Origin of the sequence: Bradyrhizobium iriomotense, assembly GCF_030160715.1 — a bacterium.
Classification (GTDB): Bacteria; Pseudomonadota; Alphaproteobacteria; order Rhizobiales; family Xanthobacteraceae; genus Bradyrhizobium; species Bradyrhizobium iriomotense.
In genome coordinates, this window is record NZ_BSOW01000034.1 from 1 (window position 1) to 25,372 (window position 25,372).

The 25,372-nt window shown below is 62.5% G+C and carries 34 protein-coding genes; 15 read left to right on the top strand and 19 right to left on the bottom strand.

The window, feature by feature from the left end; genetic code table 11:
• Nucleotides 1-90 precede the first annotated feature (90 nt).
• Both QQL28_RS35755 and QQL28_RS35760 read right to left on the bottom strand, forming a co-directional pair.
• Nucleotides 91-516: a VOC family protein gene (locus QQL28_RS35755; protein WP_284273297.1), complete on the bottom strand. Its 426-nt coding sequence runs from the start codon at nt 514-516 to the stop codon at nt 91-93.
• 145 nt (nt 517-661) lie between these two features.
• Nucleotides 662-1,708: an acyl-CoA desaturase gene (locus QQL28_RS35760; RefSeq protein WP_284273299.1), complete on the bottom strand. Its 1,047-nt coding sequence runs from the start codon at nt 1,706-1,708 to the stop codon at nt 662-664.
• A gap of 223 nt (nt 1,709-1,931) precedes the next feature.
• Between QQL28_RS35760 and QQL28_RS35765 the strand changes: the two genes are divergently transcribed.
• Nucleotides 1,932-2,729: a transglycosylase SLT domain-containing protein gene (locus tag QQL28_RS35765; protein ID WP_284273301.1), complete on the top strand. Its 798-nt coding sequence runs from the start codon at nt 1,932-1,934 to the stop codon at nt 2,727-2,729.
• Between the two features lie 119 nt (nt 2,730-2,848).
• Entirely contained in the window at nt 2,849-3,628 is a 780-nt protein-coding gene (locus tag QQL28_RS35770; protein WP_284273304.1) for a carbon-nitrogen hydrolase family protein, read from the top strand.
• Nucleotides 3,629-3,728: 100 nt separating this feature from the next.
• Here QQL28_RS35770 and QQL28_RS35775 read toward each other — a convergent pair whose 3' ends face one another.
• Entirely contained in the window at nt 3,729-3,941 is a 213-nt protein-coding gene (locus QQL28_RS35775) for a hypothetical protein (RefSeq protein ID WP_284273306.1), read from the bottom strand.
• Between the two features lie 265 nt (nt 3,942-4,206).
• Between QQL28_RS35775 and QQL28_RS35780 the strand changes: the two genes are divergently transcribed.
• A complete protein-coding gene (locus tag QQL28_RS35780; RefSeq protein ID WP_284273308.1) occupies nt 4,207-5,214 on the top strand; it encodes a hypothetical protein in 1,008 nt (335 codons plus the stop codon).
• A 282-nt stretch (nt 5,215-5,496) separates the two neighbouring features.
• On the opposite strand, the gene QQL28_RS35785 is transcribed toward QQL28_RS35780, so the two are convergent.
• Nucleotides 5,497-5,694, bottom strand: a complete 198-nt coding sequence (locus tag QQL28_RS35785) for a hypothetical protein (RefSeq protein ID WP_284273309.1) — start codon at nt 5,692-5,694, stop codon at nt 5,497-5,499.
• Between the two features lie 79 nt (nt 5,695-5,773).
• Nucleotides 5,774-6,070 (bottom strand): cytosolic protein, encoded by a 297-nt coding sequence (locus tag QQL28_RS35790; protein WP_284273310.1) that lies wholly within the window; start codon nt 6,068-6,070, stop codon nt 5,774-5,776.
• Nucleotides 6,071-6,262: 192 nt separating this feature from the next.
• Between QQL28_RS35790 and QQL28_RS35795 the strand changes: the two genes are divergently transcribed.
• Nucleotides 6,263-6,895: a class I SAM-dependent methyltransferase gene (locus tag QQL28_RS35795; protein WP_284273311.1), complete on the top strand. Its 633-nt coding sequence runs from the start codon at nt 6,263-6,265 to the stop codon at nt 6,893-6,895.
• A gap of 235 nt (nt 6,896-7,130) precedes the next feature.
• Here the strand turns inward: QQL28_RS35795 and QQL28_RS35800 are convergent, their stop codons facing one another.
• Both QQL28_RS35800 and QQL28_RS35805 read right to left on the bottom strand, forming a co-directional pair.
• A complete protein-coding gene (locus QQL28_RS35800; RefSeq protein WP_284273313.1) occupies nt 7,131-7,400 on the bottom strand; it encodes a DUF2312 domain-containing protein in 270 nt (89 codons plus the stop codon).
• Nucleotides 7,401-7,519: 119 nt separating this feature from the next.
• Nucleotides 7,520-7,666, bottom strand: a complete 147-nt coding sequence (locus tag QQL28_RS35805; protein ID WP_284273314.1) for a hypothetical protein — start codon at nt 7,664-7,666, stop codon at nt 7,520-7,522.
• Between the two features lie 25 nt (nt 7,667-7,691).
• On the opposite strand from QQL28_RS35805, the gene QQL28_RS35810 reads away from it, so the two are divergent.
• Nucleotides 7,692-7,823: a hypothetical protein gene (locus QQL28_RS35810; protein WP_284273315.1), complete on the top strand. Its 132-nt coding sequence runs from the start codon at nt 7,692-7,694 to the stop codon at nt 7,821-7,823.
• 829 nt (nt 7,824-8,652) lie between these two features.
• Here QQL28_RS35810 and QQL28_RS35815 read toward each other — a convergent pair.
• Nucleotides 8,653-10,059 carry an adenylate/guanylate cyclase domain-containing protein gene (locus tag QQL28_RS35815; RefSeq protein WP_284273317.1) on the bottom strand — a complete coding sequence of 469 codons (1,407 nt, stop codon included), beginning with the start codon at nt 10,057-10,059 and terminating at the stop codon, nt 8,653-8,655.
• Nucleotides 10,060-10,262: 203 nt separating this feature from the next.
• Between QQL28_RS35815 and QQL28_RS35820 the strand changes: the two genes are divergently transcribed.
• Nucleotides 10,263-10,613, top strand: a complete 351-nt coding sequence (locus QQL28_RS35820) for a zinc ribbon domain-containing protein YjdM (RefSeq protein ID WP_284273320.1) — start codon at nt 10,263-10,265, stop codon at nt 10,611-10,613.
• A gap of 33 nt (nt 10,614-10,646) precedes the next feature.
• The gene (locus QQL28_RS35825) at nt 10,647-10,820 is read left to right on the top strand and encodes a hypothetical protein (protein ID WP_016840760.1); all 174 of its coding nucleotides are present in this window, start codon (nt 10,647-10,649) and stop codon (nt 10,818-10,820) included.
• A gap of 207 nt (nt 10,821-11,027) precedes the next feature.
• On the opposite strand, the gene QQL28_RS35830 is transcribed toward QQL28_RS35825, so the two are convergent.
• Nucleotides 11,028-11,192 carry a Flp family type IVb pilin gene (locus tag QQL28_RS35830; RefSeq protein WP_284273330.1) on the bottom strand — a complete coding sequence of 55 codons (165 nt, stop codon included), beginning with the start codon at nt 11,190-11,192 and terminating at the stop codon, nt 11,028-11,030.
• Between the two features lie 54 nt (nt 11,193-11,246).
• On the opposite strand from QQL28_RS35830, the gene QQL28_RS35835 reads away from it, so the two are divergent.
• Nucleotides 11,247-12,014, top strand: a complete 768-nt coding sequence (locus QQL28_RS35835; protein WP_284273332.1) for a phasin family protein — start codon at nt 11,247-11,249, stop codon at nt 12,012-12,014.
• Nucleotides 12,015-12,130: 116 nt separating this feature from the next.
• Here QQL28_RS35835 and QQL28_RS35840 read toward each other — a convergent pair whose 3' ends face one another.
• Together QQL28_RS35840 and pdxY are read right to left on the bottom strand one after the other, a co-directional pair.
• The gene (locus QQL28_RS35840) at nt 12,131-12,610 is read right to left on the bottom strand and encodes a hypothetical protein (protein WP_284273334.1); all 480 of its coding nucleotides are present in this window, start codon (nt 12,608-12,610) and stop codon (nt 12,131-12,133) included.
• Between the two features lie 161 nt (nt 12,611-12,771).
• Nucleotides 12,772-13,575 (bottom strand): pyridoxal kinase, encoded by an 804-nt coding sequence (pdxY, locus tag QQL28_RS35845; protein WP_284273336.1) that lies wholly within the window; start codon nt 13,573-13,575, stop codon nt 12,772-12,774.
• 564 nt (nt 13,576-14,139) lie between these two features.
• On the opposite strand from pdxY, the gene QQL28_RS35850 reads away from it, so the two are divergent.
• Entirely contained in the window at nt 14,140-15,462 is a 1,323-nt protein-coding gene (locus QQL28_RS35850) for a hypothetical protein (protein ID WP_284273480.1), read from the top strand.
• A 21-nt stretch (nt 15,463-15,483) separates the two neighbouring features.
• Here QQL28_RS35850 and QQL28_RS35855 read toward each other — a convergent pair whose 3' ends face one another.
• The 5 genes from QQL28_RS35855 to QQL28_RS35875 form a co-directional block, all read right to left on the bottom strand.
• On the bottom strand, nt 15,484-15,864 hold the full coding sequence (locus tag QQL28_RS35855) for a hypothetical protein (RefSeq protein WP_284273338.1): 381 nt from the start codon (nt 15,862-15,864) through the stop codon (nt 15,484-15,486).
• A 30-nt stretch (nt 15,865-15,894) separates the two neighbouring features.
• Nucleotides 15,895-16,086 (bottom strand): hypothetical protein, encoded by a 192-nt coding sequence (locus QQL28_RS35860; RefSeq protein ID WP_254094968.1) that lies wholly within the window; start codon nt 16,084-16,086, stop codon nt 15,895-15,897.
• A gap of 161 nt (nt 16,087-16,247) precedes the next feature.
• A complete protein-coding gene (locus QQL28_RS35865; RefSeq protein WP_254094967.1) occupies nt 16,248-16,529 on the bottom strand; it encodes a hypothetical protein in 282 nt (93 codons plus the stop codon).
• A gap of 153 nt (nt 16,530-16,682) precedes the next feature.
• The gene (locus QQL28_RS35870) at nt 16,683-17,639 is read right to left on the bottom strand and encodes an SH3 domain-containing protein (protein ID WP_284273339.1); all 957 of its coding nucleotides are present in this window, start codon (nt 17,637-17,639) and stop codon (nt 16,683-16,685) included.
• Nucleotides 17,640-17,889: 250 nt separating this feature from the next.
• Nucleotides 17,890-19,815 (bottom strand): FAD-binding monooxygenase, encoded by a 1,926-nt coding sequence (locus QQL28_RS35875; protein WP_284273341.1) that lies wholly within the window; start codon nt 19,813-19,815, stop codon nt 17,890-17,892.
• A gap of 121 nt (nt 19,816-19,936) precedes the next feature.
• On the opposite strand from QQL28_RS35875, the gene QQL28_RS35880 reads away from it, so the two are divergent.
• On the top strand, nt 19,937-20,401 hold the full coding sequence (locus QQL28_RS35880; protein ID WP_284273342.1) for a MarR family winged helix-turn-helix transcriptional regulator: 465 nt from the start codon (nt 19,937-19,939) through the stop codon (nt 20,399-20,401).
• Nucleotides 20,402-20,407: 6 nt separating this feature from the next.
• Here the strand turns inward: QQL28_RS35880 and QQL28_RS35885 are convergent, their stop codons facing one another.
• Nucleotides 20,408-20,929 (bottom strand): DUF1993 domain-containing protein, encoded by a 522-nt coding sequence (locus tag QQL28_RS35885; protein ID WP_284273343.1) that lies wholly within the window; start codon nt 20,927-20,929, stop codon nt 20,408-20,410.
• A gap of 178 nt (nt 20,930-21,107) precedes the next feature.
• Between QQL28_RS35885 and QQL28_RS35890 the strand changes: the two genes are divergently transcribed.
• A complete protein-coding gene (locus QQL28_RS35890; RefSeq protein WP_284273344.1) occupies nt 21,108-21,539 on the top strand; it encodes a COG4315 family predicted lipoprotein in 432 nt (143 codons plus the stop codon).
• Between the two features lie 16 nt (nt 21,540-21,555).
• Here QQL28_RS35890 and QQL28_RS35895 read toward each other — a convergent pair whose 3' ends face one another.
• Together QQL28_RS35895 and QQL28_RS35900 are read right to left on the bottom strand one after the other, a co-directional pair.
• Nucleotides 21,556-21,753, bottom strand: a complete 198-nt coding sequence (locus QQL28_RS35895; RefSeq protein ID WP_284273345.1) for a hypothetical protein — start codon at nt 21,751-21,753, stop codon at nt 21,556-21,558.
• Nucleotides 21,754-21,880: 127 nt separating this feature from the next.
• On the bottom strand, nt 21,881-22,477 hold the full coding sequence (locus QQL28_RS35900) for a L,D-transpeptidase (protein WP_284273347.1): 597 nt from the start codon (nt 22,475-22,477) through the stop codon (nt 21,881-21,883).
• Between the two features lie 324 nt (nt 22,478-22,801).
• Between QQL28_RS35900 and QQL28_RS35905 the strand changes: the two genes are divergently transcribed.
• From QQL28_RS35905 to QQL28_RS35920, 4 genes are all read left to right on the top strand, one after another.
• Nucleotides 22,802-23,749, top strand: coding sequence for a hypothetical protein (locus tag QQL28_RS35905; RefSeq protein WP_284273349.1), 948 nt, complete (start codon nt 22,802-22,804; stop codon nt 23,747-23,749).
• A gap of 92 nt (nt 23,750-23,841) precedes the next feature.
• Nucleotides 23,842-24,117: a hypothetical protein gene (locus QQL28_RS35910; RefSeq protein WP_284273351.1), complete on the top strand. Its 276-nt coding sequence runs from the start codon at nt 23,842-23,844 to the stop codon at nt 24,115-24,117.
• A 351-nt stretch (nt 24,118-24,468) separates the two neighbouring features.
• Nucleotides 24,469-24,705, top strand: a complete 237-nt coding sequence (locus QQL28_RS35915; protein WP_284273353.1) for a DUF6894 family protein — start codon at nt 24,469-24,471, stop codon at nt 24,703-24,705.
• Nucleotides 24,706-24,868: 163 nt separating this feature from the next.
• Complete coding sequence (locus QQL28_RS35920; protein ID WP_284273355.1) at nt 24,869-25,246, top strand: hypothetical protein; 378 nt, start codon at nt 24,869-24,871, stop codon at nt 25,244-25,246.
• Nucleotides 25,247-25,372: the final 126 nt, after the last annotated feature.

The following is a 25,372-nucleotide window of genomic DNA, read 5'->3' on the forward strand; positions in this document are numbered from 1 at the left end:
CCGTCCTCCGCAGCTGCCAGGCCGTCCTTGACGGCCGCGAGCACGGTGTCACGCTAGACCAGTACGGGCGATCACACGTTCTTATGGTTGCTACGAGCTGGCCTCCCTCGCCTTGGCGATCGACTCCAAATCCATCCAGTTCACGCCCCAGAGATGGCCATCGAGATCCTCGAAACTGCGACCATACATGAAGTCGTAGTCATCCAGAGGCGACGGATCGATCACGCCGCCCGCGCTTCCGGCCTTGCTGACGAGATCGTCGACCTCGGCGCGGCTGTCGGCCGATATGCAAAGCAAAACCTGGCTGGTGGTCTTGGCGTCGGCAATTGTCTTGGTCGTGAACTGCCGATATTTGTCGTGGGTCGTAAGCATCGCGTGGATCGTGTCGGAAAATACCATGCATGATGCCGTGTCGTCGGAAAGCTGCGCCTTCTTGACGGCACCGATCGCCTGATAAAAAGCGGTCGCGCGCGCAAGGTCGTTGACAGGCAGGTTGATGAAGATCAGCTTGGCCATGTGGCGGTGAGCTCCTGTTGCGTCCGTCCCAAGGACGAACTGGCCACAACGGTCCCGACACAGCCTGCGAAATTTCTTTTCAGGAGTTGAGCTATCCCGCCTTACCCGGGAGCGAGGGTCCGGCTTCCGCGAATAGCCGGCAAGCCTACCTTCCGGACCGGCGAAGGTCGTCCGCGATGTCGTCGAATGGGTTCTGGATGGCGACGGCCCCTAGGCCGCCCTGCTGCGTATCTGGGGTTGAGGACCGTCCACGCGCGCCGGCCGCGAAGATGTCGTGCACCAGTCCGAGCTTCCCGAGCCCCAGAATGATCAGGCCATTGATGTCGATCTCGTACCAGGCGTGCGAAATGTAGGCGTCCCGCGGAAACCGATGATGGTTGTTGTGCAGCCCTTCACCGAAGGTGAGGATCGTGGTCACGAACTCGTTGGTCGTGCCGTCATTGGTCTCGAAGCGGCGGTAGCCGTAGCGACCGTCGCTATGGCAGACCGAGTTGACCAGCGAGGTCGCCATGGTCATGACGTAGCTGCGGAACAGGCCGGAGAACAACACGCAGCCGATCATCGTGTGCACGCCGCCAAGCGCGTAGCCGATGGCACCCGGAATGATCACCGCTGAGATCGCGTACCAGTACCAGCGCGTCCTGGTGAAGAACATGGCGATCGGGTCGGCCAGAATATCCTTGGCGTAGTATTCGCCATCGGTGGTGGCCTGGTCCCACACCCAGCCGCCCTGCGCATGCGACATCCCCTTGAGGAAGCTGGCATAGCGGTTGCCGTCGCCGTCATAGTAAGGGCTGTGGACGTCACCGGGCTTGTCGGAGTGAAGATGGTGCCGGCGATGATTGCTCACCCACTTCAGGATCGAGCCCTGCACCGCCAGCGTGGCGATCGCGGCGAGGATCGTCCGCATCACCGGACCACACCGAAAACTCCGGTGCACGAAGTAGCGATGCATGAAGCCGATCCCGACCGTGGTCAGCAGGAACATGCCGACGAAGACCGAAATCTCCACCCAGCCGATGCCTTGCCAGAATGCCCAGACCAATGCTGCGATCGAACCTCCGATCATGAAGCCGAACGCGATATAGGAATCGAGAAACTTGGCGTCGACCACCGGGCCTTCAAGCAGCACACCCGGCGGCATTTTCCGGTCCGCACCTTCGTCCGACGCCACGCCCTGAACTGCGGTCATTCCAACTGGTCCATTCACCAAAAATTAACCCTTCTGCGATGCAACGTACAGATGTGGGCTATTTCTCGCAAGGACTCGATCGGCCGCGGGAGTACGGAGCCGGAACCCAAGAAGACGGTGTCTGAGGGCCGTTGAAGCCGGATTTCACGGCAATACCATCAACTCCACCAGATGATGGGCTTCGCAGAGGGCTCAACGCGTTTACCCTGTTCTCACAAAACCGATGCCGAGAAACAGCAAGAACCTCCTCCGCCGCCTTCGCAGCGTCCGGCGAAGCGCTCGATGGGTGCGAAAGACTTTCGCGCGCGCACCGCGGATGGTTCGGATCGTGTGTGGCGTGGCGATCCTGCTTGCGGCCATCGCGCTTCTGAACATCGTCTATCACGTGGTCCGCAAGCCGACCGAGCTGTTCGTCTTTGTCGGCAATTCCCTCGACAAGGAGCCGGCCGAGAACTGGCGGCAATACGGGCCGCTGTTCCGCAAGCTTTCCACCGCGACGATCACGCCCGAATTGCTGGCCGCGCTGGCGCAGGTCGAGAGTTCAGGCAACCCGGTGGCGCGCACCTACTGGCGCTGGCGATTGAGCCTCAATCCCCTCGCGATTTACAAGCCCGCCTCCAGCGCCGTCGGCCTCTACCAGATGACCGATCCGGCCTACACTGAAGCAGCGCGGTTCTGTATCCGCGGCAACGCGGTCACGGAGACCGGCTGCGGGTCTACCTTCCTCTACAGCCGCGCGATCCCGAGCCACGCCATCGAGCTGGCATCGGTGTATCTGGACCGCAACGTGGCTGACGTTCTCACCCGCGTGGGCGATGTGAAGGCCAGCGCGCAGCAGAAGCAGGATCTGGCCGCCTTCATCCATCTCTGCGGCGCAGGTCCCGCCACAGCCTACGCACGCCGCCACTTTCAGATGATGGCCGGCGAGCGCTGCGGCGATCATCTCGTCGCAAGCTATGTCTCCAGGGTCAACGCGATGAAGCGGCAATTTCAGCGCCTTGCTGCGGATGACGGCAATTAGCGAGCGTAGTAACCGTAGGGTGGATTAGCCGAGGGCGTAATCCACCGTTCGCGAGGTAGAGCCGGCGGCGGATTACGCTTCGCTAATCCGCCCTACGCACTTGGGTGTAGATAGGTAAGATGACGATCACGATCGCAACGGTTCAAAGTCACATCAGCGCCGACACCCGTATGAACGGCCGCGATATCCGGCGTTTGATGGCCGAGGTCAGGGCCGCGGGTGCGAGGTTGGTGCATTTCCCCGAAGGTGCGCTGTCCGGCTATGTGAAGTCAGAAATCAATGACTGGGCTGCAGTAGACTGGGCCGCGCTCCGCGATGAGATCGAAGCAACGGCGGCGTGCGCGTCCGAACTCGGGATTTGGGTCGTTTTCGGCGCGAACCACCCGCAGGAGCCCCCTACCTGGCCCAATAATTCCCTGTATGTCATTTCGGACAAGGGCTCCCAAGCCGGACGCTACGACAAGCGGCTGATCTCCCATGCCGAAGCCACGAGTTGGTACGCGCCAGGAACCACCCCCTTCGTGTTCGAGGTCGACGGCTATCGTTTCGGCTGCGCCTTGTGCATCGAAATCCATTTCCCCGAAATCTTCACCGAATACGAGCGGCTCGGCGTCGACTGCGTATTATTCTCCGCCTATGCGGACGACCCTATGTTCGGGATCGAGGCGCAGGCACACGCGGCGATGAACAATATCTGGTTGAGCCTTTCGACGCCGGCCACCAGCACCTCGCTGCCATGCGCCCTGATCGGACCAGATGGCAACCCGTATGGACAGCTATTTGATCAGGGAAGTGGACGTTTCGTCTGCGGAAAACTGGATCGCCACGATCCGCAATATGACATTCCGCTCAACAAAGCACGGCCATGGCGTGCAACTGTCCGCAACAGAACTCTTTAGCAACCGAAGCCCGGATGAGCGCAGCGATATCCGGGTCTTCCCTGCCATCTCCCGGATTTCGAATCGCTCATTTACGTGCTTCCCGCCGCTTGCTTCCGCCCTACCTGATCTTGGCCAGGCACTCCTTCAGGCGCTCCAGCTCCGTGCGAATTTGGGCCTCCATAGCGTCTTGCAATGCGAGCGTGCCCCTGCTGGCCAATTCTGCGGAGGCCTTTCGGTCCAGGTTCTGCTTCCAATCCCGGATGGCTTGCTTGGTGGCCCTTTGGGCCTCCGTCGTCGCCTTGAGGTACTCCTTCATGCAGGCGTCGGCCATTGAGCATGTCTGGCAGTCCTGAGCGGCGGCCGGACTTAAAAGAAGCAGGGCGAGTATCGCGGTAAGGACCCTCATTGCACTTCCTCCCCGCCCCCATCATAGCACATCGCAGGGTTGCCAAGGGGAGCAGCACGCCGTGTGCAGAGATCGCCATAAATTCTCCCTCGCGCTCGCGTTGTCTTGATCGCGACGGCGGCGGGACCTATGCTTTCCAGATTCCTCCGCACTCATTCCGTCGACGCAAGACAGAACGGAGAGCGCATCGGTGTCTGAAACGAACGACCCCAAGCCGGACGACCCTAAGCCGGACGATTCCAAGCCGGACGATCCGCAAGGCCCAGAGCGCGCCGATGCCGGGCTGGCGCGGGCCCATGAGCGGATCAAGAGCGCCAATGAGGAACTTGCACGGCTGGACCAGCTGGTCTCCGGAATGGAGCGCGGCAGCGACAGCCCGCCGATCCGCCAGGAAAAGGCCGCCACGGAACCAAGCGATGCGGTCGTGGACAAGACACCACCGCCGGAGAGCAAGGTTCGTCCTCGGGGCCTGATAGGGGACAGACCCATGCTGCGAGCCTTCGTCGGCCTGTTCCTGGCGATAGGCATCCTTGGCGCTGCGTTCGCTTCTCAGTATCGCCATGAGGCCAGGGCGATCATGGCGCGATGGGCGGCTCCGCCAGTCGCGACCGCGCCCCCGGAGGCTTCCGGTCTTCGCGCCCCGGCGAAATCGCCGGCTGTCCAGCTGGCAGCGGCCGATGAACAGCCCTCCCCGCCGGCACCTGCGAGCCGCAAGGACGCGGACGATGTTCCGTCGACCGGCGCCACCACAGCCCCCAGCTCGACGCCCGCCAATCCGGCATCCGCCGGTTCGACGCCCACCGGCTCGACATCCGCCGGTTCGACATCCACCGACTTGGCGCAATCGCTCAAGACTATCGCGCAGGGCCTTGCGAGCATCAACGACAAGCTCGAGCAACTGAAAAGCAGTCACGAGCAAACGCTTCGCGACCATGCCGAGGCCATTCAACAGCTCAAGGCGGCGCAGGAGCAAAGCGCAGGGGATAACGCGCGCATCGCCGAGCAGGTCCAGGCGCTGCAAACGCAGCTTGCCGTATTGCCCGCGAAACCGGCCGCACCGAGCTTGATGAAGCAGGTTGAGGCGGCTCCGCGCCACTACGTCCCCGCAGCCGCGCCCCGGCGGCCCAAGCCGCCGCGCCGGCCCTGGATGCCCCCGCGGTATATGGCCGAACCCTGGGACTATCCTCCGGATTGGTGAGGTGCAGGAGCCTGCGAAAGCGCGACGGGATTAGGCTTGATTGTTGCCACGAAGGAAGTGCGCCCCCTCTCCCGCTTGCGGGAGAGGGTTGGGGAGAGGGTGCTTCCGCAATCGAGATTCCCGATGTGGAGAGAGCCCCCACCCGGCGCTGCGCCATAGCCGAGGCTTCGCCTCGGCGTCTCTTAAGAGGGCGGCCGCCGAAGGCGCCTGTGCCTCCCCCGCAAGCGGGAGAGGTGAACCGCGTCCTCGGCCTGCACCGATTCAATCAATACTCATCGCGCTTTAGGCGGTTTTCTTGCTCCGCAGCGCTTCGTGCGGGTGTCGACGATCGCCACGACGGTTCGACTTGCGAACGTAGGTGACGAGCGCCTCGGGGTTCTCGAGCTTGATCTTGAGCGCCGCGACCAGCGCGTCCTCGGCATCGATCGTGAGCGCCTTGGCGCGCGCCCCGAGCTTCAGCCCGACCGTATACGACGTCATGGCAGGTCCCTCGATTCAGGCACTAAGCCTACCGCAACCGGCGCTTCTCCGAAACGTGCAAGCTCCCGGCATCACCAGATCACGCCTGTTCTATCAGGATCGGTGAACCCAGTTCTTCGAAACGAAAGAGCGTAAAGACCCGCTGGCCGTTGAAGTCGAGCACTCTCAAATCATCGGTCTCGTGCAGATTGCTTTCGACCGCCTGAAAGTGCCCGCCGTAGCGCGCTCTCGCGAGCGACAGGGGAACCTCAAATCCGACGAACTTGCCGATCCCTTTTTGCCTGAGCACTCCAAGCAGCTTCTGGTCGGTCAGGGACTCGTGCGACGTGAGAATGAGCAGCGGACCGCTCGCCGTAAGCAGCAAAAGCGATTTCATCGGACACTCCTATGCATCTAGGACTGAACGACGCAGTCAGATCCAGTTTAGCGCTTTGGATGCCTGGGGCGAAGCCTCGCGTTACGGAACCATCACCTTCTTTGTTCTGAAGCAGCGTCCGCTATGGGTGGCTGCAGGCGTAGCCCGGATGAGCCGCCCTACGCACCGGCGTCGTGCTATGATCCGCCTGTCATGCGCACGGCCGACGATTTCAATCGCTACTATGCAACGCCTGATCCGTGGGGCTACGCGCGCGCGACGTTCAGGGACAAGGTGCTGCGCCGGCGTCTGACGCGGTCCATTCGCAAGAAGTCGGTTCTCGAACTCGGTTGCGGCGAAGGCCACCTCACCCAGGTGATTTTTCACAGGGCACGATCGGTGACGGCGGTCGACATCAGCGATGTCGCGATTGCCCGCGCGAGGGCGTTGAACCTGCGAAATGCGAGGTACGAAAACACTGATCTCCTGGACACGTCGTTTGGCGGTTACGACGTCATCACAGCCATCGAATGTATCTATTATTTATCCCATGAAGAACAGGGAGCATTTCTGGCGAAGGTCGCCAGGGAACATTCCGGCAAGCTGCTTTGGCTTTCGGGTCCCATCATCGATTATCAGAGATATTTCGGCCACAGACGATTGATGCTCGAATTCAAGACGCTCGGATTCACCGTCATCAAGTTCTATAATCTGTCGGTCTATTGGCATCCGCTTTCAGCTCGTATCGTCGGCAAGCTCCTCAAGCTGCCGCTTGGCTACAGGCTGCTGGACCGGCTCCCCGAGCGGATGATCTACCAAAGACTGTATGCGCTACGAGCACCGTGAGAGCACTCACGGCTCTCGCTTCCGTTTCAAGCAGGCGTAGGGTGGATTAGCCTTGCTGCGTCAAAAGACCCTCATGGTGAGGAGCGCGAAGCGCGTCTCGAACCATGAGGCCCCGCCGTCGGCCCACATCCTTCGAGACGCCCGCTTCGCGGGCTCCTCAGGATGAGGGGTTAGAGCACTTGTGACGCAGTAAGACCAACCCGCCCTACGCAATGTGCACATCACTTCGATTGCGTCACGCCGCCTTTGCGGCATTCTCCGGCTGCGCCGTTTCCATCGCGCGCATGTAGAGATCAAGCAGGGTTTCGCGCTCGTCGCGCTCGTCCTGGTCCTGCTTCCTCAACTTGATGATCTCCTTGAGGATCTTCACATCGAAGCCGTCGTTCTTGGCTTCCGAGAAGACCTCCTTCTTCTGCTCGTTCAACTCCTGCAATTCGGTATCCAGGTTCTCGATCCGCTCGACGAAGGAACGAATTTTTCCGCCGGGAATGGTGATGTCAGTCATGGTGCCTCTTTGCTGAATGAGGTCGTGAAAATGACCGCAAAGGAATGACCAATGTGTTAACCGACGGGTCCCGCGGAGCACGCGGGAACCCGGCGCAACCCACCCTCCGCAACTTTCGTTCAGAAGAACCCCGGGCTGAGATCGAGCCCGTACGTCAAGCTCAGCAAGAACACGAACAGCGCGGCTGCGGCGAACAGCGCCATCTGCCTGAGAATGAACGCACGCGGTGACGGGGTGGCAATGACGGTTTTCTGCGCAACGGGCATGACAGACTCCAGTATGATTTGAGAAATGACCGCTCACGATGCGGCGGCCGCATCAAGCAGCGCGATCGGCAAAGCAACGATTAAAGAGATCGCGTCCGTTTTGAACGGCCGTACATCACGAGCCGCCGATAACGCGATGATGGCATTATGCAGGTGATTTGCCCGACGCGTCAAATGATTTCGTAAAACACGAAGTCACCAAATCGCGCTGCCGGCTCCTTTGCATGGGGTTGTTTTCGATATTTTGCCGGACCGGCACGCAAACGCCTCGACGATGGCGGTCAACCCGATCGCGCGTTGACCGCTCACCGCTCCTCCTTCGCCGATGTGTTGCGAGCCGCGCCCCTTCCGGCGCGCCAGCGCGCGCGAAGCTGCTTCACGGCACGCAGCATCCTCGGGGCGACGACCTGAAACGCCAACGAGGCGCATCCGGCCACCAGCCCCTTGACCAGGTCGAAAGCGAAATCGGACCCCAAATACTCCCACATGGTCCCTGCGTCCTTTGTCGCAGGGCCACCGCCGGGCAGGCATGGGCTGAGATTAGAAAACAAGAAGCCCCGTCCGTCACCGGCGGGGCCCCGAAAATCCCTGTGCGCCTCGTTCAGCGCACGCGAAACATCCTTGGTTCACCCGCTCAAGGTGGACTGAATGGCAAAGCTGCAAAGCATGGCCGTGCGATTGAAGACGCGCATGTCGATGCTCCCAAGGTGACCGGATGCCGACCGCCCCAGGCACGCTCCTGATCGAGCACGCGGGGCAGTTGTTCACTTGAAGACAAACAGACGGACAGGGTTCCGTCTGTGTGCCAATTCACAGATGCGGATAGATTCTTGAATCAACAGGCGAGCGAAGCCGTCACGAGCGCAAGCGAGGTCAATTTGTTCTGCATCTGACTCGGCTTCGTTCTCAAGGAACGAATCGGAATCGCGAAAATCAGTCGGCGGCAAGTCTTAACGTTTCATTCCTCTTGAAGGCGCCTGCCCGCCTCAGGGGATCTCGTACACCGACATTTTGTCCGCGATGCCGCTCAGCGCCACGCTGCGGCGCGTCGGTGTCAACCCGCCCGCCTCGAGCAGCGTCCGCGTGTCGGAATGCTCCACCACCTGCTCCGTCACCACGATCGCGCGCGAGGCGGCAAGGCCCTGGACGCGCGAGGCGATGTTGACGGTCTGGCCAAAATAGTCCTGCTGGCCGTTGAGCGTGACCGCCAGGCACGAGCCCTCGTGGATGCCCATCTTGAGCAGCAGGCCCTGATACTGGCGCTCGGCGCCGAGCTCGCTCATCGCCTCGCGCATGCGGATGGCGGCGGCGATGGCACGGTCGGGCGTCTCGAAGGTCGCCATCACGGCATCGCCAATCGTCTTCACGATGGCGCCCCGCTCGGAGGCGATGATCTCCTGCAACAGGCGGAAATGCTCATTGACGAGATCGAAGGCGACGAGGTCGCCGACATGCTGGTAGAGCCCGGTGGAGTCCCGCAAATCTGAGAACAGGAAGGTCAGACTGAGGATCTTCAGGCGTTGGCCGATGGCGAGCGTCTCGGTGCGGTAGAGATCGCGAAACGTCTGGTTGGTGAGGAGGCGCTTTGCGGTCAGCGCCGGCTTGCGCCGCGTCAGGAGCGCGTCGAGCGCGGGGTTCGCGACCCAGACCGCCGGCAGCACACGGCCATCGGTGCGGTTGTCCAGCGCCAGCCGCAGCGGCCCGGGGCGCAACGTGATCGCCTCGGTGGGCGTCTCGGCCTTGTTGAAGATCATCGAGAGGTTTTGCCGCTCGCTGGTCTCCTCGCCCTTGATCTCGAGGAACTGGGCTGTATGCGTCACCGGATCGAACACGATCAACGTGCCTTCCGGAACGTGCAGGGACAGGATGGCGCGCTCGCCCGGCGGCAGATCGAAGGTCTCGAGCGTGACTTCGCGCAGCAGCGTCTCCAGATCGGGCGGAAGCTCGATCGCCGAGCTCCAGAAGATCTGGCGATAGTAATCGGCCAGCGGCAATTCGTCGGGATTGTGGGCCGCGATCTTGCGCACGCGCGGGCTGATCGTGAAGGTCACCTCGACCAGGTTGTCGAGCGTCGTCTCATAACCCGCGGCGCAGAAGGCGCAATGATAATGCGGGCTGTTGAGGGTCTTCAGGCTCTTGTTGGCGGACAGGACGCCGGCGCAGCTCGGGCAGATCACGCTCCAGGTCATCTCCGCCATGCCGAGCTGCACCGCATGCAGCAGGCCTGCGACGACGCGCTCCTCATCGAGGCCGGCGTTCGCAGCGAGGTCCAGCGCGTTCATGCGGTTCAAGGCATGGTCCGGCGCCTCCCGCACCATGCGCTCGAGCATATCGACGACGCCCTCGTCGGCCGACTGACGCAACACGCCAAACAGGGTTTCGATTTCGCTCATGCGATGATGTGACCTCAGGGAATGCCGGGCAGAGCGCCGCCTCCCATCAGGTATGCCGGGAGCGGCAAGGCACAAGCGGTATCATGTGATTGCTGCGTCGCGATGTCAGCACATTTCCGTGCCCGGCCGGGGCGGAGCGACTTGATTTACCCGGATACGAACCTACGGTGCGCCTCGCCCGCACGGGCTCAAGAGGATGAATGATGACTGACGCCACGAAATGCCCCGCCTGCAACTCCGAGCACGCCTATCAGGATCGCGATCTCTGGGTCTGCCCGGAATGCGGCCACGAATGGAGCACTGCTGCAGATGCAGTCGCGGACGCCGCGACCGAGGCGGGCGTGCGCGATGCCAACGGCAATGCGCTTGCCGACGGCGACAGCGTCATCGTGATCAAGGATCTCAAGATCAAGGGATCGTCAGCGGTCGTCAAAGGCGGCACCAAGGTCAGGAACATCCGCCTCCAGGACGCGACCGACGGGCACAACATCGCCTGCAAGATCGACGGCATCGGCGCGATGAATTTGAAGTCGGAGTTCGTGCGAAAGGCGTAAAGCCGGCCAAGGACCAGCGAAGCGAGGACGATCATGAACGGCAATCGCTACTATGGAGTTCGGGTCGAGGGCGCGAAATATGGCGTGGGCTTCGGTTCGGCCCTCGCCATCGCGATCTCCTACACCAAGAACCATTCGATCCTGTGGGCGATCATCCACGGCATCCTGGGCTGGCTCTACGTGATCTACGCCGCGCTGTTCGGCTGATCGGCCCCTTCGGCCGAAGGATCCCTGTTTACAATACTTCGGATTTACGGTATTTCTACTATCTGGACCGAGAAGCAATCGGTAGCCCGGATGAGCGAAGCGACATCCGGGGAGGTTCGTTGCAATAGTCCCGGATATCGCGGAGCCTGTCATCAGGCGGCGCTTCGCGCCGACCCGTTGGCTCATCCGGGCTACACGCCGCTCTTGCTACTTCAAAGCGGTCGCAAGCGCGGTGAGCTTCTCAATCAGATTGGTGCCGAGCGCATAGATGACCTCGATGATGGCCAGCGCGATGCCGGCGGCGATCAAGCCATACTCGATCGCGGTTGCCCCGGACTCGTCAGCAATGAATTTCTTGAAAATGCGCTTCAACGTCGTTTCCTTTCCGGTTGTGCGAGGCATTGCCTGCTCGTAACCGGATAGGGCATGCAATCTGCGATTGAGTTAAGTCGGTTCCGTCAATTTGATGAAAGCCCGTGTTGCTCCATTGCAACAATGCAGATTTCGCAGACGGCGCGTCCTGAACGCGGATCCCTGCCCGGCGTTCATCCTGCCCAATCTCATCACACGGCCGCCACGCCAGCGACAAGCCGCAATCGCGATTTCAGCGCAAACACGGCGGAGGTTGGCTGCTTCATCGATTTGGGGAGTCATTTTGTAATGTTGAGTGCGGACCAGACCAAGCCGACCGGAAAATCCGGCCAGCGCAACCGGAAGAAAAAGACCAAGCAGACCAAGGCCGACGAGCAGCATGCAGCCACGGCGGATCAGTTGCAGGATGATCCCGCGCCGGAGCTCAGCCAGGCGGCCGAGCTGGAGACGGGCGGAGACCTCGATCCGCAGCTCCCGTCGACGGAAGTTTCTGCCATCGAGACAGCAAACGCGCCGGCCGCCTCGATGGAACTCGTCCCGGTCAATGTTCAGGCGATTGCAGAGGCCTATGGCGACTACACAAGGAAGTCGCTTGAACACGCATGGTCCTTCATCGGGAAGCTCGCGAGCGCGCGCTCACCCGCGGAGGCGCTGGAGCTTCAGATGGAATTCGCCAGGCAGGCGTGTGAAACCTTCATCGCAGAAACGCAGAAGATCGCCGACCTGCAAAGCCAATTGGTCAAACAGAGGGTCGGCAATTTTGAGGGCTTCGTGGCCAGGATCACCCAGACCACGCTGGAAGTCCGTGCAACACGCCACTAGCTGGTAGTCCAGTATCGGACAGCGCATGGCCGTGAGGCTCGCGCCAAAAAGAGAGACCGCCCGAAAGCGGTCTCTCATCCCCGGGATCAAGGGGACCGGATCCTGGGGGACTTAAGTTAAGCGCTTTCTGCTATCTGCTCCTGCTCCGCCAGCTCGTCTTCCTCCGTGGAGGAAACACTGCCCGCGGCTTCCATTCTGCGCTTCACCTGCTCGCACGTCTTGCGGACGTCCTCGGTGAACAGGGCGCATTCTTCGATCCTTTTGAAGATCTTGCGTCCTTCTTCACGGTAACCCGCAGCCGTTTCGCGCATATACGCGATCGCATCGTGCACCTGGGCCGTCAGCTCCTCGCATTTTCGCGCGGCGCCGATCAACTCGGCTCCCATCGCCTCAATTTCCTTCGCGGCCGATTCATAGTCGCGAATGACCGCCTCTGCGCTGAGGGCACCTACGCGCGTGACCCCCTCCGTGTGCTCAACATAATCAGGCAATGCAATTGAAGCTAATGAACTCCCCTGACGAACCGTCGCAATGTCCGCCTCAAGTTGAACGAGATTCACCGAGTCCTTTCTTCGCAATTGTTCGACACCTGCCATAGGTAGGTTCTCCCCGATACGCGCCCCGGCCAACCCCAACGCACCCAGTGTATTACGGGGGCAACTCGCGTTCTAACTGTATATGCGCTTGACTGCCTCAAGCTTGCCGTATTCTCGCGACGTCCAGCGAAACACCCGCAGATCATGACGCCTGCAACCGCTCAACCTGTCGGGGCAACGAGGCAAAGCTCCTCCGATCCCGTTTGATGCGTGCGCGCGAGCACCGTAAACACATGATCGACCGCCAGCCGAACCGCCGCCTCGACCGTTGTTCCCTTCGCAAGCCCCGCCGCCACGAGCCCCGACAAGAGATCCCCCGTCCCGCACGGCCGGATAGGCAGCCGCGCCGTCGCAAAGCGCGACAGTTTTTCACCCTGGCAGAGGATCGTCTCCACCTGCCCCGCTTGCGTGTCGGCAAGCGTGCAACCGGTCGCGATGACGCCTCGCGGGCCCTGCGCCGCGATGGCAGCGCTCGCGGCGAGCAAGCCCGATGCGTCCTTGATTGCGATCCCTGATAGAAGTTCCAGTTCGAACTGGTTCGGCGTGATGAAGGTCGCGGCCGGCACCAGCCGCTCGCGGATCACATCCAAAATGCCGTCGGCGACGTAGACCTTGCCGTCGTCCCCGATCACGGGGTCGCAGAGGTAGATAAGCTTTGGATTTCGTCGCAGCGCGCGCTCGACGAAATCGGCGATGACCTCCGCGTTCGCAGGCGAGCCGAGATAACCGGTGAGAAGGACGCTTCCCCGCTCGATGAGGCCACGCTCCTCGACGCCGAGCAGAAGATCGGCCACCAGGTCCACGTCCAGCACGCGTCCGCGCAACGTCGGATAGCGCGGATGGTTCGACAGCAATGTCGTCGGCACCGCCGCGACATTCACGCCCTCCGCCTGCATGGGATAGACGGCGGCCGAGTTGCCGACATGGCCATGAACGACCTGGCTTTGAATGGAGACGACGAGCATGTGCGCGCAGGGGGTCCGTCAGTTCGGGATGGAACGATATCAGGTCGATTGCGCCATGACGATGATACCTTTCGCGAGCGTTCCGCGCGTTAAGCTTTCGTATTAAGCGAAACCACAGGTTCCGGCGCGGGAACTCTTTTTTTCGTCACACGTCCGCACAAAATTGGCGTAAGATGAGGGCGACCGGGCAGGACTTTGCATCTCGAGCGGATTTTCAAATCCCGGGGCTGGCTCTTTGCGATACCAACTTTGATTGGCTCTGCGCGTTCAGACTCAAAAGGCCGCTCCTCGGGCGGCCTTTTTTGATCCGCACCCCGCGAACATCATCTCCTGCGTGCGTCCTCATCGCAAACTAACTTGCGATCCTGCGCGAGACTGCCCTTAGCAGAACGCCGGCAGGAGCCTCATGGAACCCGCGCGTGTCCGCCGGGTCACACTCGCCGCGAAAAGCACTGCACTCGCCTTTTGCGCCATTGCGCCGCCATATCCTCGCCCGAACAATTGCTGCGTCGCATGCTTGGCTGTTGCATCGGGTTCCGGCTGGAGCCTTTGGAGGCTGGGATGGTGAACGATCAGCGATCTCTCATCGTGGCGGTGTCGTGCCCTGCGGCGGTTCTCGCGGGCTCCTTCGCACTCTGGCTTGCCACGGTCGCCCCGTCGGCGATCCAGAACAGCAGCGCCAACGTCGCTGCGGACTCTCCCGCATCAGCTCTCGCCGCGCACAGCGAACTTGCCGACGTGCCGCGCGCTGCGATCGTGAGCGAGCCCGTCGCCGTCATCGAGGTGCCGACGATCGGACTTCCGGCAGTGAACACGACGACCGACGTGACACCAGCCACGGCCACACCCGAACCAATCATCAAGCTTGCATCGGCCGATCCCGTGCAAATGCTGCCGGCGGAAGCGTCGCCGCCGCTCGCAAGCTCAAGCACGCCGGAGCCCGTCACCACCTCGGAGACGCACGAGCCGGCCGTCAAGCTCGCTTCCGCCGATCCGACCGACGTGCTGCCTGCGGAGACGCCGCCGCTCGCCGCAGCGAGCGCGAGCATGCCGGAGCCCGTCGTGACCGAAGCGAAGGCGATCACGAGCGAAAGTCCGGATCCGCTCGAAGCCGTCGATGAATGCCTCGTCGTCGACGTCTGCATCGACCGCTATCTCTGGACGCTCTATCAGCGCACGCCCAAGGAGGACTCGATCAAGGTGCAGGACCGCCGCAGCGTCACGATCAAGCGGCGCGGCAGGATGGTGTCGGTCATGCGGAGCTTCACCAAGCTCGTCGACGAGGATTTTGCCTGGAAGGATCCGAAGGCCGCGGACAAGGCCGGCATGTCGCTGATGGATTACGTGATCGGCGGCATGGATCGCAGCTTCAAGCTGAAACTCTATCACACGCTGCACGCGGCGGAGGCCGCAGGTCTGTCGCCCGGCATCACCAGTGCCTTCCGCGACGACTACCGCCAGGCGATCGCAAGCGGCCTGAAGGCCGCCTCCAACCGGTCGTATCATGGCGGCAGCTCTCGCGGCGGCTACGGCCATGGGCTCGCCGCCGACATCGTGAGTGTCAAGGGCGAGAACCGCGCGCAACGCTGGGTCTCCACCGAAGTGCTGTGGAAGTGGGTCGATGCCAACGGCAAGGCGCTCGGCATCGGACGGCCCTATCTCGACCACGATCCGCCGCATGTCGGCCCAATCGACGGCCAGGAATACGTCTCCCGCCGCGGTGGCGCGACGTCCAAGCAGGCCGCAGCCGAGGCAAGGCCGCATAAGAAAGTGGCTGCAAGAAAGCTTGCGGCCTCACGCGCGGCCAAGCGGACAGCCGCGCGTGAGACGCGCGGCGCTGCGAAACAGCCGCAAGCAGCCCGAGCCTCGAAGGTGGGTACGAGCTGAGCGGGTAACTGGGTAGTCCCGCTATCTCTGCGGCACCGGCGCCGGCGGCCGCAGCGACGACCGAGGTGCACCGGCGGGCTTCGATGATTTCGCCGCCGCGCGCGGCTTGCCGGCAGGCGGGCTGTCGACGCTCTCCAGATATGCGGCGAGCGCCTTCGCCGAGTCCGCGCTGCTCGCATAATGGTCCTTCAGGAACCAGTAGAGCGTGAAGCTGAAGCGCCCCTTGGCAAGCCCGCGCGGGCTGCGGTGGCAGCTCGCACAACCATCGGCAAACAGTTTTTGCGGTGGCTTGCCCTCGTCGAGATTCTGCGCGCGTGCAATTGTCGCCGTCAGCAGGATCGCTGCGGCCACGCCAAACAGGGGCGCGATGAACCCGCGCCCCGATCGATCAGATGACGTCAAAATTGTTCCCTACCCCCATCAAGCGCCCGATCAGGCCGCCAGCAGCGCCTCGAACTCGGCTGGCGCGTAGGCCTTGCCATCCTGGTCGGTGATCACGACCTGCCAGCCTTCGCTCGCCCACACCCGCGCTTTCGCCACGATCACGAGCCGGCTCTCACGCTCGAACCTATACGTCTCATTGTCGCGTTCTGCGACCATCTTGTAAGCCACGATCGTCCCCATCGCACGTCCCCGCACCCGCCTCTCAGGTGCCAGCGGGCTTTGGCGGCAATTCGCCGGGAGCATGGCAATTTGGTGCCGTCCAAAACATCGTGCAGCCTCGCGACCGCCGCCGCGGCACGCGAAACCGTCACGTAATGGATGTTTGGCGCGCTGGGCGGCGGTCAATGCACGCGAATGACGTGCGGCCGGCCGAGGTCGATCAATCCTTGCACCGCCGAGAGGCGGTCTTCCAATGCAGCAATCGTCACAAGCAAATTATTGCGCCGCTCGTCCAGGATGCCTTTTTCGGCGTCGGACAATTTCGTCCGCGTCCTCTGCTGGTCGAGATCGAGAAGCGAGCCGCGATAGCCTGCGATTACGCGCGCAAGCTGCTTTGCCTCCTTCGACATCGACTTCATCGCGACATTTTGCCGGCGCGTCTCCGAATGGCCTTGCTGTCTCATCGTCACATCCTCCCGTAAGCCCCTTGCCCCGAGTGGACGGAGGAATCATCCGGTGAAGTTGTTACGTTCGATGAAATCTACCTCTGCGTAATTGCCTCAAATTGTGCGGGCTGGAACGAAAAAGCCCGGCTCATGGCCGGGCTTTCGCTTTTCTTAGTGCCGCTCGCGGCCCGGAGGCCCGCTGGCCGGCGCACCGCCGCCATGCGGCGCGGCGTTGATATGCGGAGCACCGCCACCACCACCGCCGACATGGGGCGCTGCCGGCGCTGCCGCACGCGGAGCCGGCGCCTGCGCACGCGCATTCATCGGCGAGCCGTGACTGACATTGGGCTGCGCGACGTGCGGCGCCGCGGGCGCGGCCGAGACGCGCGGCGCTTCGTGGCCTCGCGCGATGTTGGGTTGCGGGCGTGCCATCGGTTGCACGCGGGCAGCGGCGCGGGCGTTCTCATGGGCTGCGGCGCGCGCATTCTCATGCGTTGCACGCACCGCGTTCGCACGCGTCATCCGCGCCTGTGCATCCGCAGGGCGACCGCGGATCTCGCGGGCCTGCGATTGCTCACGGGTCATACGGGCTTGCGGCTGCTCGCGCGTCGCACGATTGGTCTCGCCGGCGCGGGTCCCGCCTCCAACCGCGATCGCACCTTCACGCGTCGCAGCGCGGCCGATGCGTGCGGCCCGCGGATCGATCGTCATCCGCGTCGCATTGCGCTCGTGCGATGTCCAGTAGTTCGCCCAGTAGTCGCGGCGGTGATACCATGGCCGGCCCGCATAATAGCTCGACCAGTACGAGCTCAGCACGAACGGCACCACCGGCACGTCGACCTCGTCGACATAGTCGGGCAGATAGACATAGTGGTTGCGGTAGAGATATTCGAGATATTGCGACGACACCCAACCGCGGTCATCCGACCAGCTCACGTCGCACCAGGCATTGCCTCGCAGGCAGCCGTGAATGTTGACGCGTGAGCCTCCGGGAATGCGATCGACCATCGGAAAGCCGGGACCCGGCCCTGCCCTCAATCCGACGGACGCAGTGACGATGCCGGGCGCAGCAAGCGCGGCAGTCGGCGCGAGCAGCATGGCTGCGGCAAAAACAAGTCTAAGCTTCATGGCGTGATCCTCCTCATGCGAGCAGGAACGTTCGAGCGGAACGAGCGTTCCGCGCCATCGCGTCGAAGTTGCCGAAAGATCGAGACGCGTCGGAGAGATGAGTTCAATATTCATCTGCCGTTCATCGAGCGCAAATCAACTCACCGCACCATGACGTCACGTAGCCCGGATGAGCGAAGCGATATCCGGGAACGTCCGTCCGTCGAACTCCCGGATCTCGCTTCGCTCATCCGGGCTACGATTTCTGCGCTCAGTTCACCTGCAACATGAATCCATCGAAAAACGCCGCCAGTTCTGCGTAGGCATCGAGCGGCAGCACATGTGCGACGTATTGGTCCGGCCGCACCACGACCATGCATCCCGCATTGCGATCGATCCCGCGCATCGCAAAGATGTCGTGACCGTTCTTGAGATCGGGGCAGAACATCTTTTCGTAGTCGCGAAGTCCGTACCGTCCCTTCGCTGGCAGAAGCAGTGACGGCATCGCCCCGATGGCGAGCTCGCGATGATCCTGCTGGAATACTGCACGCACGTCGATCACCGAGTCGATATCGGCATCGCCAGACGTATAGCGCCGCACCGGAGACTCGCGCCCCTGACTCAGGAAATTGCAGAGCGCGGCAATTGGGCCATCGCCCGCAGCGGGGTTGCCCGAGCCGGCAAAGGCAAAGATGCGCCAGCGTCCGTCCGCCCTGGCGACGTGGCCGAGGTGAACGGGCTTTGCATCGGCAAGTCGGATCACCGGCGCCGAATGAAAGCGCTTGCCGATCACGAGCCCGTTGGCCAGATGCTGATGTGTGGAGTTGCCGGTGAGGAGGCCCGGCCGATAATGCGTCGCGGTGCCCGCGGTGTAGCGCCCGTGGCGGACAAAATAGTCCTGGGTCTTGGCCGCGTCCGCGGCCTTGCCGTCGCCCTTGGCCGAGGCCAGGATGGTCGCCCATTCGCGATCGAACTCGATCAGCTCTTTTGCCACCGCCTGCCGTTCGGCCGAATAGCCGTGCAGCAGCTGCGGCGCGCATTGCTTGCGCAGCACAGAGGCAAGCTTCCAGCCCAGATTGAAGGCGTCCTGCATCGAGACGTTCATGCCCTGCCCCGCCTTCGGACTGTGGGTATGGCAGGCATCGCCAGCGATGAAGACGCGCGGCAGCCGCGTCGCGGTCTCCGCCTCGGGCACATCGTCGAACTTGTCCGTCAAACGCTGTCCGATCTCGTAGACCGACCACCAGGCGATCTCCTTCACCTCGAGCGTGTAGGGATTGAGAATGCGGCGTGCCTTCGCGATCAAATCGTCGGAGGTGATGTTGCGGCTCGCAACACGCTCGCCGATGTCGAGCGTCGTGAGCTCGACATAGAGGCGGACGAGATAGCCGCCCTCGCGCGGGATGACGATGATGCTGCCGTCATTGGCCGACTGGATCAATGCCTTGAAGCGGATGTCGGGAAAGTCGGTCACCGCGAGCACGTCCATCACGCCCCAGGCGTGGTTGGCGGAATCGCCGTGCAGCTCGCGGCCGATGGATTTGCGCACGGTCGAGCGCGCGCCATCGCAGCCGACGACATAGCGCGCCTTCACGGTTTCGATCTCGCCCTGATGGCCGGGATCGACGCGCTCCAGCCGCACTGTCACCGCGTGATCTTCGGAGCGCGCCGCGGGATCGACATGGAGATCGACGAGACGCCGCGCGTAATGCGGCTCGAGCTTGGCCGGCGACTTGCGCATCACGTCGAGGAAGCCGTCATGCACGCGCGCCTGGTTCAGGATGACATGCGGAAATTCGGATAGCCCGTCCTTGACATCCTGCACGCGGCCGCTGCGCACGATCTTGGCGCTGCGCTTGTCGTCGGGTTTCCAGAACGTCGTCTCGTTGACCCAGCAGGCCTCCCTCAGCACGCGCTCGGCGAAGCCGTAGGCTTGGAACATCTCCATGGTGCGGCAGGCGACGCCGTCGGCCTGGCCGACCAGAAGCCGGCCGGGCTTCTGCTCGACGATGCAGGTCTTGATGTCGGGAAACGCTGCGAGCTGTGCCGCGAGCGTGAGGCCTGCCGGGCCGCAACCGACGATCAAAACGTCGACCTCGTCCGGAACGGCTCCGGTCGTGCCAGAGGGCTGAATGCGCGCTGCGGGGTCGGCGATGTCGGGGTCGCCCGGCAAAAATCCGTTGAGATGGAACTGCATGAACCTGCTCCTCCCCGTCTTGCTTTAGGCCTTGCGAACCCGCGTTAGGCCCTTCTTCAATATTGCTCAGTATACTGACTATCAGTATACTCGTCAACACCCGCCATCCAAGGAGCGTCCGGTGAAAGACAACAACGACATGCCCGGCCATCTGGCCCGTCGCTTTCAGCAGATTGCAGTGGCGGTGTTCCTCGCCGAGGTGGAGGACGCAGGCTTCGATCTCACGCCCGTGCAATATGCGGCGCTCGCGACCATCAAGGCCAATCCGGGGCTCGACCAGGTGACGCTGGCAGGCCTGATCGCCTACGACCGCACGACCATCACGGGCGTGATCGATCGCCTCGTGCAGAAGGGCCTCACAGAGCGTCGCGCCAGCAGCCGCGACCGGCGCGCGCGCGAGCTCGAAATCACCGACGAGGGACGCAAGACGCTGCGCGCCATCACGCCGGCAGTCGAGGCGGCGCAGCGGATCATGCTGCGCGGCCTGACCGACAAGGAGGCCAACGATCTGATGCGGCTCTTGCGCAAGGCGATCGCCGCCGGCAACGAGCTCAGCCGCGCGCCGCTGCGCGAGGGCTCGACCTGAGCGCGCTCACGTCTTCAGCGTCAGCCGGCCCATGAAGTCGCGCTTGCCTAGCGGCGCACCCTTGTGGCGGAGGATGGCGTAGGTCGTGGTCGCATGGAAAAAGAAGTTCGGCAGCGAAAACGACATCAGAAAACCCTCCGCGGTGAACGGCAGCGTGCGCTCACCCACCTTGAAGGTGACGTCGCGGCCGATCAGAGCATTGACGGCGTCCGGCGTCAGAGCGGAGATTTCGTTGCGTGCCTCGGTCACCAGTGCCTGAAGCGCGGCGTAGTCGAGATCGGGCTTGATGCTCGGCGGGACGAACACCCCGTCCCTCGCCGCTGCGAGCGCGCCGCGCGAATGATGCGCGACCGAGACCACTTGGGCGCGCAGCGGCCACATGTCAGGCGCAAGGCGCGTCTCGACGACCTCGGCGGGATCGATGCCCTTCTCCTTGAAATGGACAAGGCCCTTGTCGAGAAAGCCGCCGACCGCGCCAAGGATCTGAAGATAGTTGGCAACCGTTGCGTCGTAGAGCGAAAAAGCCATGGCGTAACTCCCCCGTTTTGGATGTCGTTCGGGAGGTAGAGTTCCTGCAAATTCGCGGCGATTGCAACCGGTGCCCAAATTTATCGCAGCGCGGCGAAACCTGGAACTAACTTTCGGCTGCTACCGTCGCGCCATTCTGCGCTTAACGCGTGATTAACTTTGCGATCGGGAGCCTTGGATGTTCAGGTTCGTCATGGTGGCCGCAGCCGCACTGCTCTTTTCCGAGCAGGCGCTAGCGAACGGACATGGCTCGGATGCCCCGCCGCCGCCAAAACCCGACGCCACCACCGCGCCGGCTCGCGTGATCCTGACCAAGCAAGGCCCAAAGCTCGTCGATCTCAAGGGCATGACGCTGTACTATTACGAGCGTGACACCAGCGGCAAGACATCGAACTGCGACGGCAAATGCACCCAGAGCTGGACCCCGCTGTCGGCACCGACCGACGCCAAGGCGGTCGGCGACTTCACCGTGATCACCCGCAACGACGGCAGCAAGATGTGGGCCTACCGCTATCGCCCGCTCTATACGTCTCCCGCCGACAAGGCACCCGGCGACACCAATGGCAACGCCACGACCCTGCAATGGCGGATTGCCAGGCCCGACGAATAGCGCGACTGCTCGGAGCTCAGTGCCTCGAGCTGCTCGCGACCGTTGCATGAGGCGCCGAATCGGCGGAAGCGTAATTCACTTCCGGATTCCAATGCACCGCCGCGTAAAGGATCATTCCTGCCAGGATTGAACCGTAAAAGCCGACACTCGCCCACCGCCATTTTCGCGCAATGCGGCGGTCGCTCTCATTCAATTGATAAAAGAATTTCTGCATGGTGCCTCCGTTGGCAACGAGCCATCGAGGCATAGCGCACGCGCACCAAACCCGCTGTGAGGCAGTTCACGTTTTTGCGGTTCCATAGCGCAGCGCGGAGGTGATTCCATCCTCCGCAGCTACTCGCTTACCCGCGGAAGCCATCTCCCGTACCGGTTTGCGCCGTCCGTCCGGGTGGCAGCACCACCACGGTCGAACCGAGCTTCACCCGGTCGTAGAGGTCGATCACATCCTCGTTGCGCATCCGGATGCACCCGGACGAGATCGCCTGGCCGATGTACTCCGGCTGGTTGGTGCCGTGGATGCGATACAGCGTGTCCTTGTTGCCGGCGTAGAGATAGAGCGCGCGCGCACCAAGTGGATTGGCAGCACCGCCGGCCACACGTGACGGATAGGGCCCAAGCCGCGCCTGGATCTCCGCCGTCGGAATCCAGTCCGGCCATTCGGCCATCTTGCCAACCCGCGCTACGCCGGAGAACGCCATCGCTTCCTCGCCGACGGCGACGCCGTAGCGGATCGCCTTGCCCTGCGGCAGGACATAGTAGAGATAGCGCGCGTCGGTATCGACCAGGATCGTGCCTGGCTGCTCCTTGCGCGGATAGTCGACCATATGGCGGAGATATTGTTCGGGCACGTTCGCCTTCGCGTAAGGCGTATGCGCCAGCAACTGACGGTCGCGTGGCGTCATGCTTGCATCGTTGGATGGCGACAGTGTCGCCTGCATGCAACCGCCCAGTGGCAGCAACGCGGCTACCAATATTGCGATAGAGGATTTTTGCACAGCCTGCCCCAGGTTGCGCCCCCAACCATCTATATCTGCTGCCCAAATCGTGCTGAAAAAATGGCAGCACGGCGGGAACACTGACATGTGTTCGACAGCCAAGGGTTCCACCGGCACGTCCGGGAAGGGGCCGGCCCCACACTCTCCTTCCCGCCGCCTTGCTTTGGTCAAACCCGGCTGGACTCGTGCGTACCGGGGGCGGAAGACCGACTGATCCCTTTCAATCGGCTCGCGCGAATGCGGACGACCAAGGTTTAAGGAGCTTCGATGCTCGCGTCGCTGAATAGCAAGCAAATCGTCGATGAAATCGTCAAGGACACGGTGAAGGACAACGATCCGCACGACGTGCTCGACATCGCGCCCGAGATCGTCCTCGCCTCGCGCCCGGACAAGGGCGCTCCCACACTCGTGCCTGACAGCGCAGCACGTCCGGAGCCGAAGATCAATCTGGTGACCGAGGCTCCCGCTGCGGCGCCGTCGGTCGACACCGCGGTTCGCGCAGCGGCCGGCGATCTCCACATCAGGCGCAAGCGCTCGTCGGTCGGCAGATGGTTCAGCGGTGCGTTCGTCACCCTGCTGTTCGCCGGAGGCAGCGCCGCCGCGACCATCGCCTGGCAGACTCATGGCGATACGGCGAAAGCGATCGTCGCTGCATGGATGCCAACCCTGGTTGCTGCGCCGTCGCAGGCGACGCCGCCGGTGACGGAGCAGGCTTCGCCGTCAACCGAGCAGCAAGGGACTGCGGCCGATCAACCCGCCGAGCAACCGGCAATTCCGACTCAGGCACAGGACAACAGCAACACGAGCCCACCGACGGCGCCCGACTCGGCACAGTCGCTCCAGTCGATGACACGTGATCTCGCCGCGATGACGCAGCAGATCGCGCAGCTCAAGGCAAACATCGCCGAACTGAAAGCGAGCCAGGAGCAGATGGCACGCGAGATCGCGAAGGCCGCAACGCCAAAGCCGGCTGAGGCCAGGATTGCCGATCCACGCGTGAAGCTCTCGGCTCTGCCGCCGCGGCCGCCGGCGCCGCCTGTCCGCAAACCCAGGCCAGTGGCCGCGACCCCGGCCTATTCACCGACTTACGCGCCGGCGCCGATCGCGCCTCCGCCGCAAGCTGCTGTCGTTCCACCGCCGCCGCCGCCTGCTTCCACTTCGCAGCTCGCCGATGACGACGGACCGGTGGTACGCCCGCCGATGCCGGTGCACTAGCCTCGAGCTCATGAACCCTTCGACAGCATAGCGAGACCAAGGCAGGGGACCGGTTCGCTCACCGACCGGACATCCGCCGCGGGCCGACAACCATGCTGACGATCAGACGCTTCGTTTCGACTCGCTTCGTTTCGACTCTATGGCTCGCGGTAACGCCGCTTGTCATTCTGTCCGCGATCGTCGGAGTGTTCGCGCTGATCGGACCAGCAAGCTGGATCATTTCAACGCTCGCGGGTCCGCAGGCCGCGGACAACTTCGTCGCCAACGTCATGACGCTGTTCGGTATGCTGGTGTTGTTCGCGCCGCTTGCGATGATGATCTACGCGCTCGTCTCGCTCGTGCGCTGGCTCGTGCCGAAGCAGAGGTGACGCTGTCCGAGTCGTTACGAGGCGTTGAGTCCGGGCGACTACGGTAGCGAGGATTCGCGCTCTGCTCGCAAAGAGAAAAGGCCGTCGGGATCTATGCCGCCGGCCTTCTCTTGCAACTGCCGGTTCCCGGAGCCCGGTTCTGTTGCAATTCCATGCCGCAAGCATGACGCGCGCATATTTAATAAAACCTTAATGACCTCGCGGGCTGCACATGATTTTTGCGCCATACGCACAGAGATTGCACGGACGCTTTGTTCGGGAAAGTTCGACTCAGTGGTACCATCTCCTGCATGAGACTTGTCGTCGGACTTGAGTACGCAAGACTTTGTAGTCAAGACTTGGGGACCTCGAATGCCTTACTACTCCTTCGATCTCGTGGTTGGTGAAGAGTTCAAGAACCAGGGCGGCATTATCCTCGAAGACATCGAGGTCGCCTCTGATCGGGCTGAACAACTCGCCAACGAGCTGTCGCAAGTGAACCCTGATCTTCAGCACAGGGGCTGCGCCGTGCGCGTCACTGACCGTGATCACAAAGAGGTCTATCGGACGCCGCTCGATCCCGTTCCGAGCTGGCAACGGTTCGGTTAGCTCGTCACGCATCGCCATCCCGTGTTCGCCATCGCGTGACGGGGCGATAGTTCTCGTGCGAGGCGTCCCGATCTGACGGCCCGCACGAGCGCGCGATCTTACACCCCCATTGCGCAGCGGGGCCCCTGGCGCTAGCCTCCCAAAAAAACGGGAGGACATTGGAATGCGCTATGGTTGGTTGATCGCCGGCTCGATGCTGATTGCTGCACCCGCCCACGCCGAGCCGCGGTCGGTCTATGTGACGATGGTCCTGCAGGCCTTCGCCGCGAAGGTCGAATGCCCCGGCACCGATCTCGTCTATCAGGACCTGGTGAAGAGAGCGCAGGACATGCAGCTACCCGACGGCACGACCGAAAAAGTGCGCAAGGCCATCGCCTTCATGCACACCGGCGGCAAGATGGGCGAGAAGCAGGACGACGACCTCATGGCCGAGGTTGCGGTCGCAACCCAATCGACCGATTTCGACCAGCGGCGGCTCGGGATGAGCAACTGGTGCGAAGCCCAGAAGACCAACCTCGCCGGACTCATTCACACCAAATAGCGGTCCCGCAGCGCAGCCTGCGCCCCCGGTGAATCTCGAGCCCGCCCGAACGTAAGGCGTTCGCGCAAGCGTTGGCCATGCCCCGAAGGAACCTGCGACCTTGGCCAACAATCGTCACAATCCTCA

Coding starts and splice junctions, on each gene's coding strand:
- QQL28_RS35755 (WP_284273297.1), bottom strand. CDS start 516: ATGGCCAAGCTGATCTTCATCAACCTGCCTGTCAACGACCTTGCGCGC.
- QQL28_RS35760 (WP_284273299.1), bottom strand. CDS start 1,708: ATGACCGCAGTTCAGGGCGTGGCGTCGGACGAAGGTGCGGACCGGAAA.
- QQL28_RS35765 (WP_284273301.1), top strand. CDS start 1,932: ATGCCGAGAAACAGCAAGAACCTCCTCCGCCGCCTTCGCAGCGTCCGG.
- QQL28_RS35770 (WP_284273304.1), top strand. CDS start 2,849: ATGACGATCACGATCGCAACGGTTCAAAGTCACATCAGCGCCGACACC.
- QQL28_RS35775 (WP_284273306.1), bottom strand. CDS start 3,941: ATGGCCGACGCCTGCATGAAGGAGTACCTCAAGGCGACGACGGAGGCC.
- QQL28_RS35785 (WP_284273309.1), bottom strand. CDS start 5,694: ATGACGTCGTATACGGTCGGGCTGAAGCTCGGGGCGCGCGCCAAGGCG.
- QQL28_RS35790 (WP_284273310.1), bottom strand. CDS start 6,070: ATGAAATCGCTTTTGCTGCTTACGGCGAGCGGTCCGCTGCTCATTCTC.
- QQL28_RS35795 (WP_284273311.1), top strand. CDS start 6,263: ATGCGCACGGCCGACGATTTCAATCGCTACTATGCAACGCCTGATCCG.
- QQL28_RS35800 (WP_284273313.1), bottom strand. CDS start 7,400: ATGACTGACATCACCATTCCCGGCGGAAAAATTCGTTCCTTCGTCGAG.
- QQL28_RS35805 (WP_284273314.1), bottom strand. CDS start 7,666: ATGCCCGTTGCGCAGAAAACCGTCATTGCCACCCCGTCACCGCGTGCG.
- QQL28_RS35810 (WP_284273315.1), top strand. CDS start 7,692: ATGACCGCTCACGATGCGGCGGCCGCATCAAGCAGCGCGATCGGCAAA.
- QQL28_RS35815 (WP_284273317.1), bottom strand. CDS start 10,059: ATGAGCGAAATCGAAACCCTGTTTGGCGTGTTGCGTCAGTCGGCCGAC.
- QQL28_RS35820 (WP_284273320.1), top strand. CDS start 10,263: ATGACTGACGCCACGAAATGCCCCGCCTGCAACTCCGAGCACGCCTAT.
- QQL28_RS35825 (WP_016840760.1), top strand. CDS start 10,647: ATGAACGGCAATCGCTACTATGGAGTTCGGGTCGAGGGCGCGAAATAT.
- QQL28_RS35835 (WP_284273332.1), top strand. CDS start 11,247: ATGCAATCTGCGATTGAGTTAAGTCGGTTCCGTCAATTTGATGAAAGC.
- QQL28_RS35840 (WP_284273334.1), bottom strand. CDS start 12,610: ATGGCAGGTGTCGAACAATTGCGAAGAAAGGACTCGGTGAATCTCGTT.
- pdxY (WP_284273336.1), bottom strand. CDS start 13,575: ATGCTCGTCGTCTCCATTCAAAGCCAGGTCGTTCATGGCCATGTCGGC.
- QQL28_RS35860 (WP_254094968.1), bottom strand. CDS start 16,086: ATGGGGACGATCGTGGCTTACAAGATGGTCGCAGAACGCGACAATGAG.
- QQL28_RS35865 (WP_254094967.1), bottom strand. CDS start 16,529: ATGAGACAGCAAGGCCATTCGGAGACGCGCCGGCAAAATGTCGCGATG.
- QQL28_RS35870 (WP_284273339.1), bottom strand. CDS start 17,639: ATGAAGCTTAGACTTGTTTTTGCCGCAGCCATGCTGCTCGCGCCGACT.
- QQL28_RS35875 (WP_284273341.1), bottom strand. CDS start 19,815: ATGCAGTTCCATCTCAACGGATTTTTGCCGGGCGACCCCGACATCGCC.
- QQL28_RS35885 (WP_284273343.1), bottom strand. CDS start 20,929: ATGGCTTTTTCGCTCTACGACGCAACGGTTGCCAACTATCTTCAGATC.
- QQL28_RS35890 (WP_284273344.1), top strand. CDS start 21,108: ATGTTCAGGTTCGTCATGGTGGCCGCAGCCGCACTGCTCTTTTCCGAG.
- QQL28_RS35895 (WP_284273345.1), bottom strand. CDS start 21,753: ATGCAGAAATTCTTTTATCAATTGAATGAGAGCGACCGCCGCATTGCG.
- QQL28_RS35900 (WP_284273347.1), bottom strand. CDS start 22,477: ATGCAGGCGACACTGTCGCCATCCAACGATGCAAGCATGACGCCACGC.
- QQL28_RS35905 (WP_284273349.1), top strand. CDS start 22,802: ATGCTCGCGTCGCTGAATAGCAAGCAAATCGTCGATGAAATCGTCAAG.
- QQL28_RS35910 (WP_284273351.1), top strand. CDS start 23,842: ATGCTGACGATCAGACGCTTCGTTTCGACTCGCTTCGTTTCGACTCTA.
- QQL28_RS35915 (WP_284273353.1), top strand. CDS start 24,469: ATGCCTTACTACTCCTTCGATCTCGTGGTTGGTGAAGAGTTCAAGAAC.
- QQL28_RS35920 (WP_284273355.1), top strand. CDS start 24,869: ATGCGCTATGGTTGGTTGATCGCCGGCTCGATGCTGATTGCTGCACCC.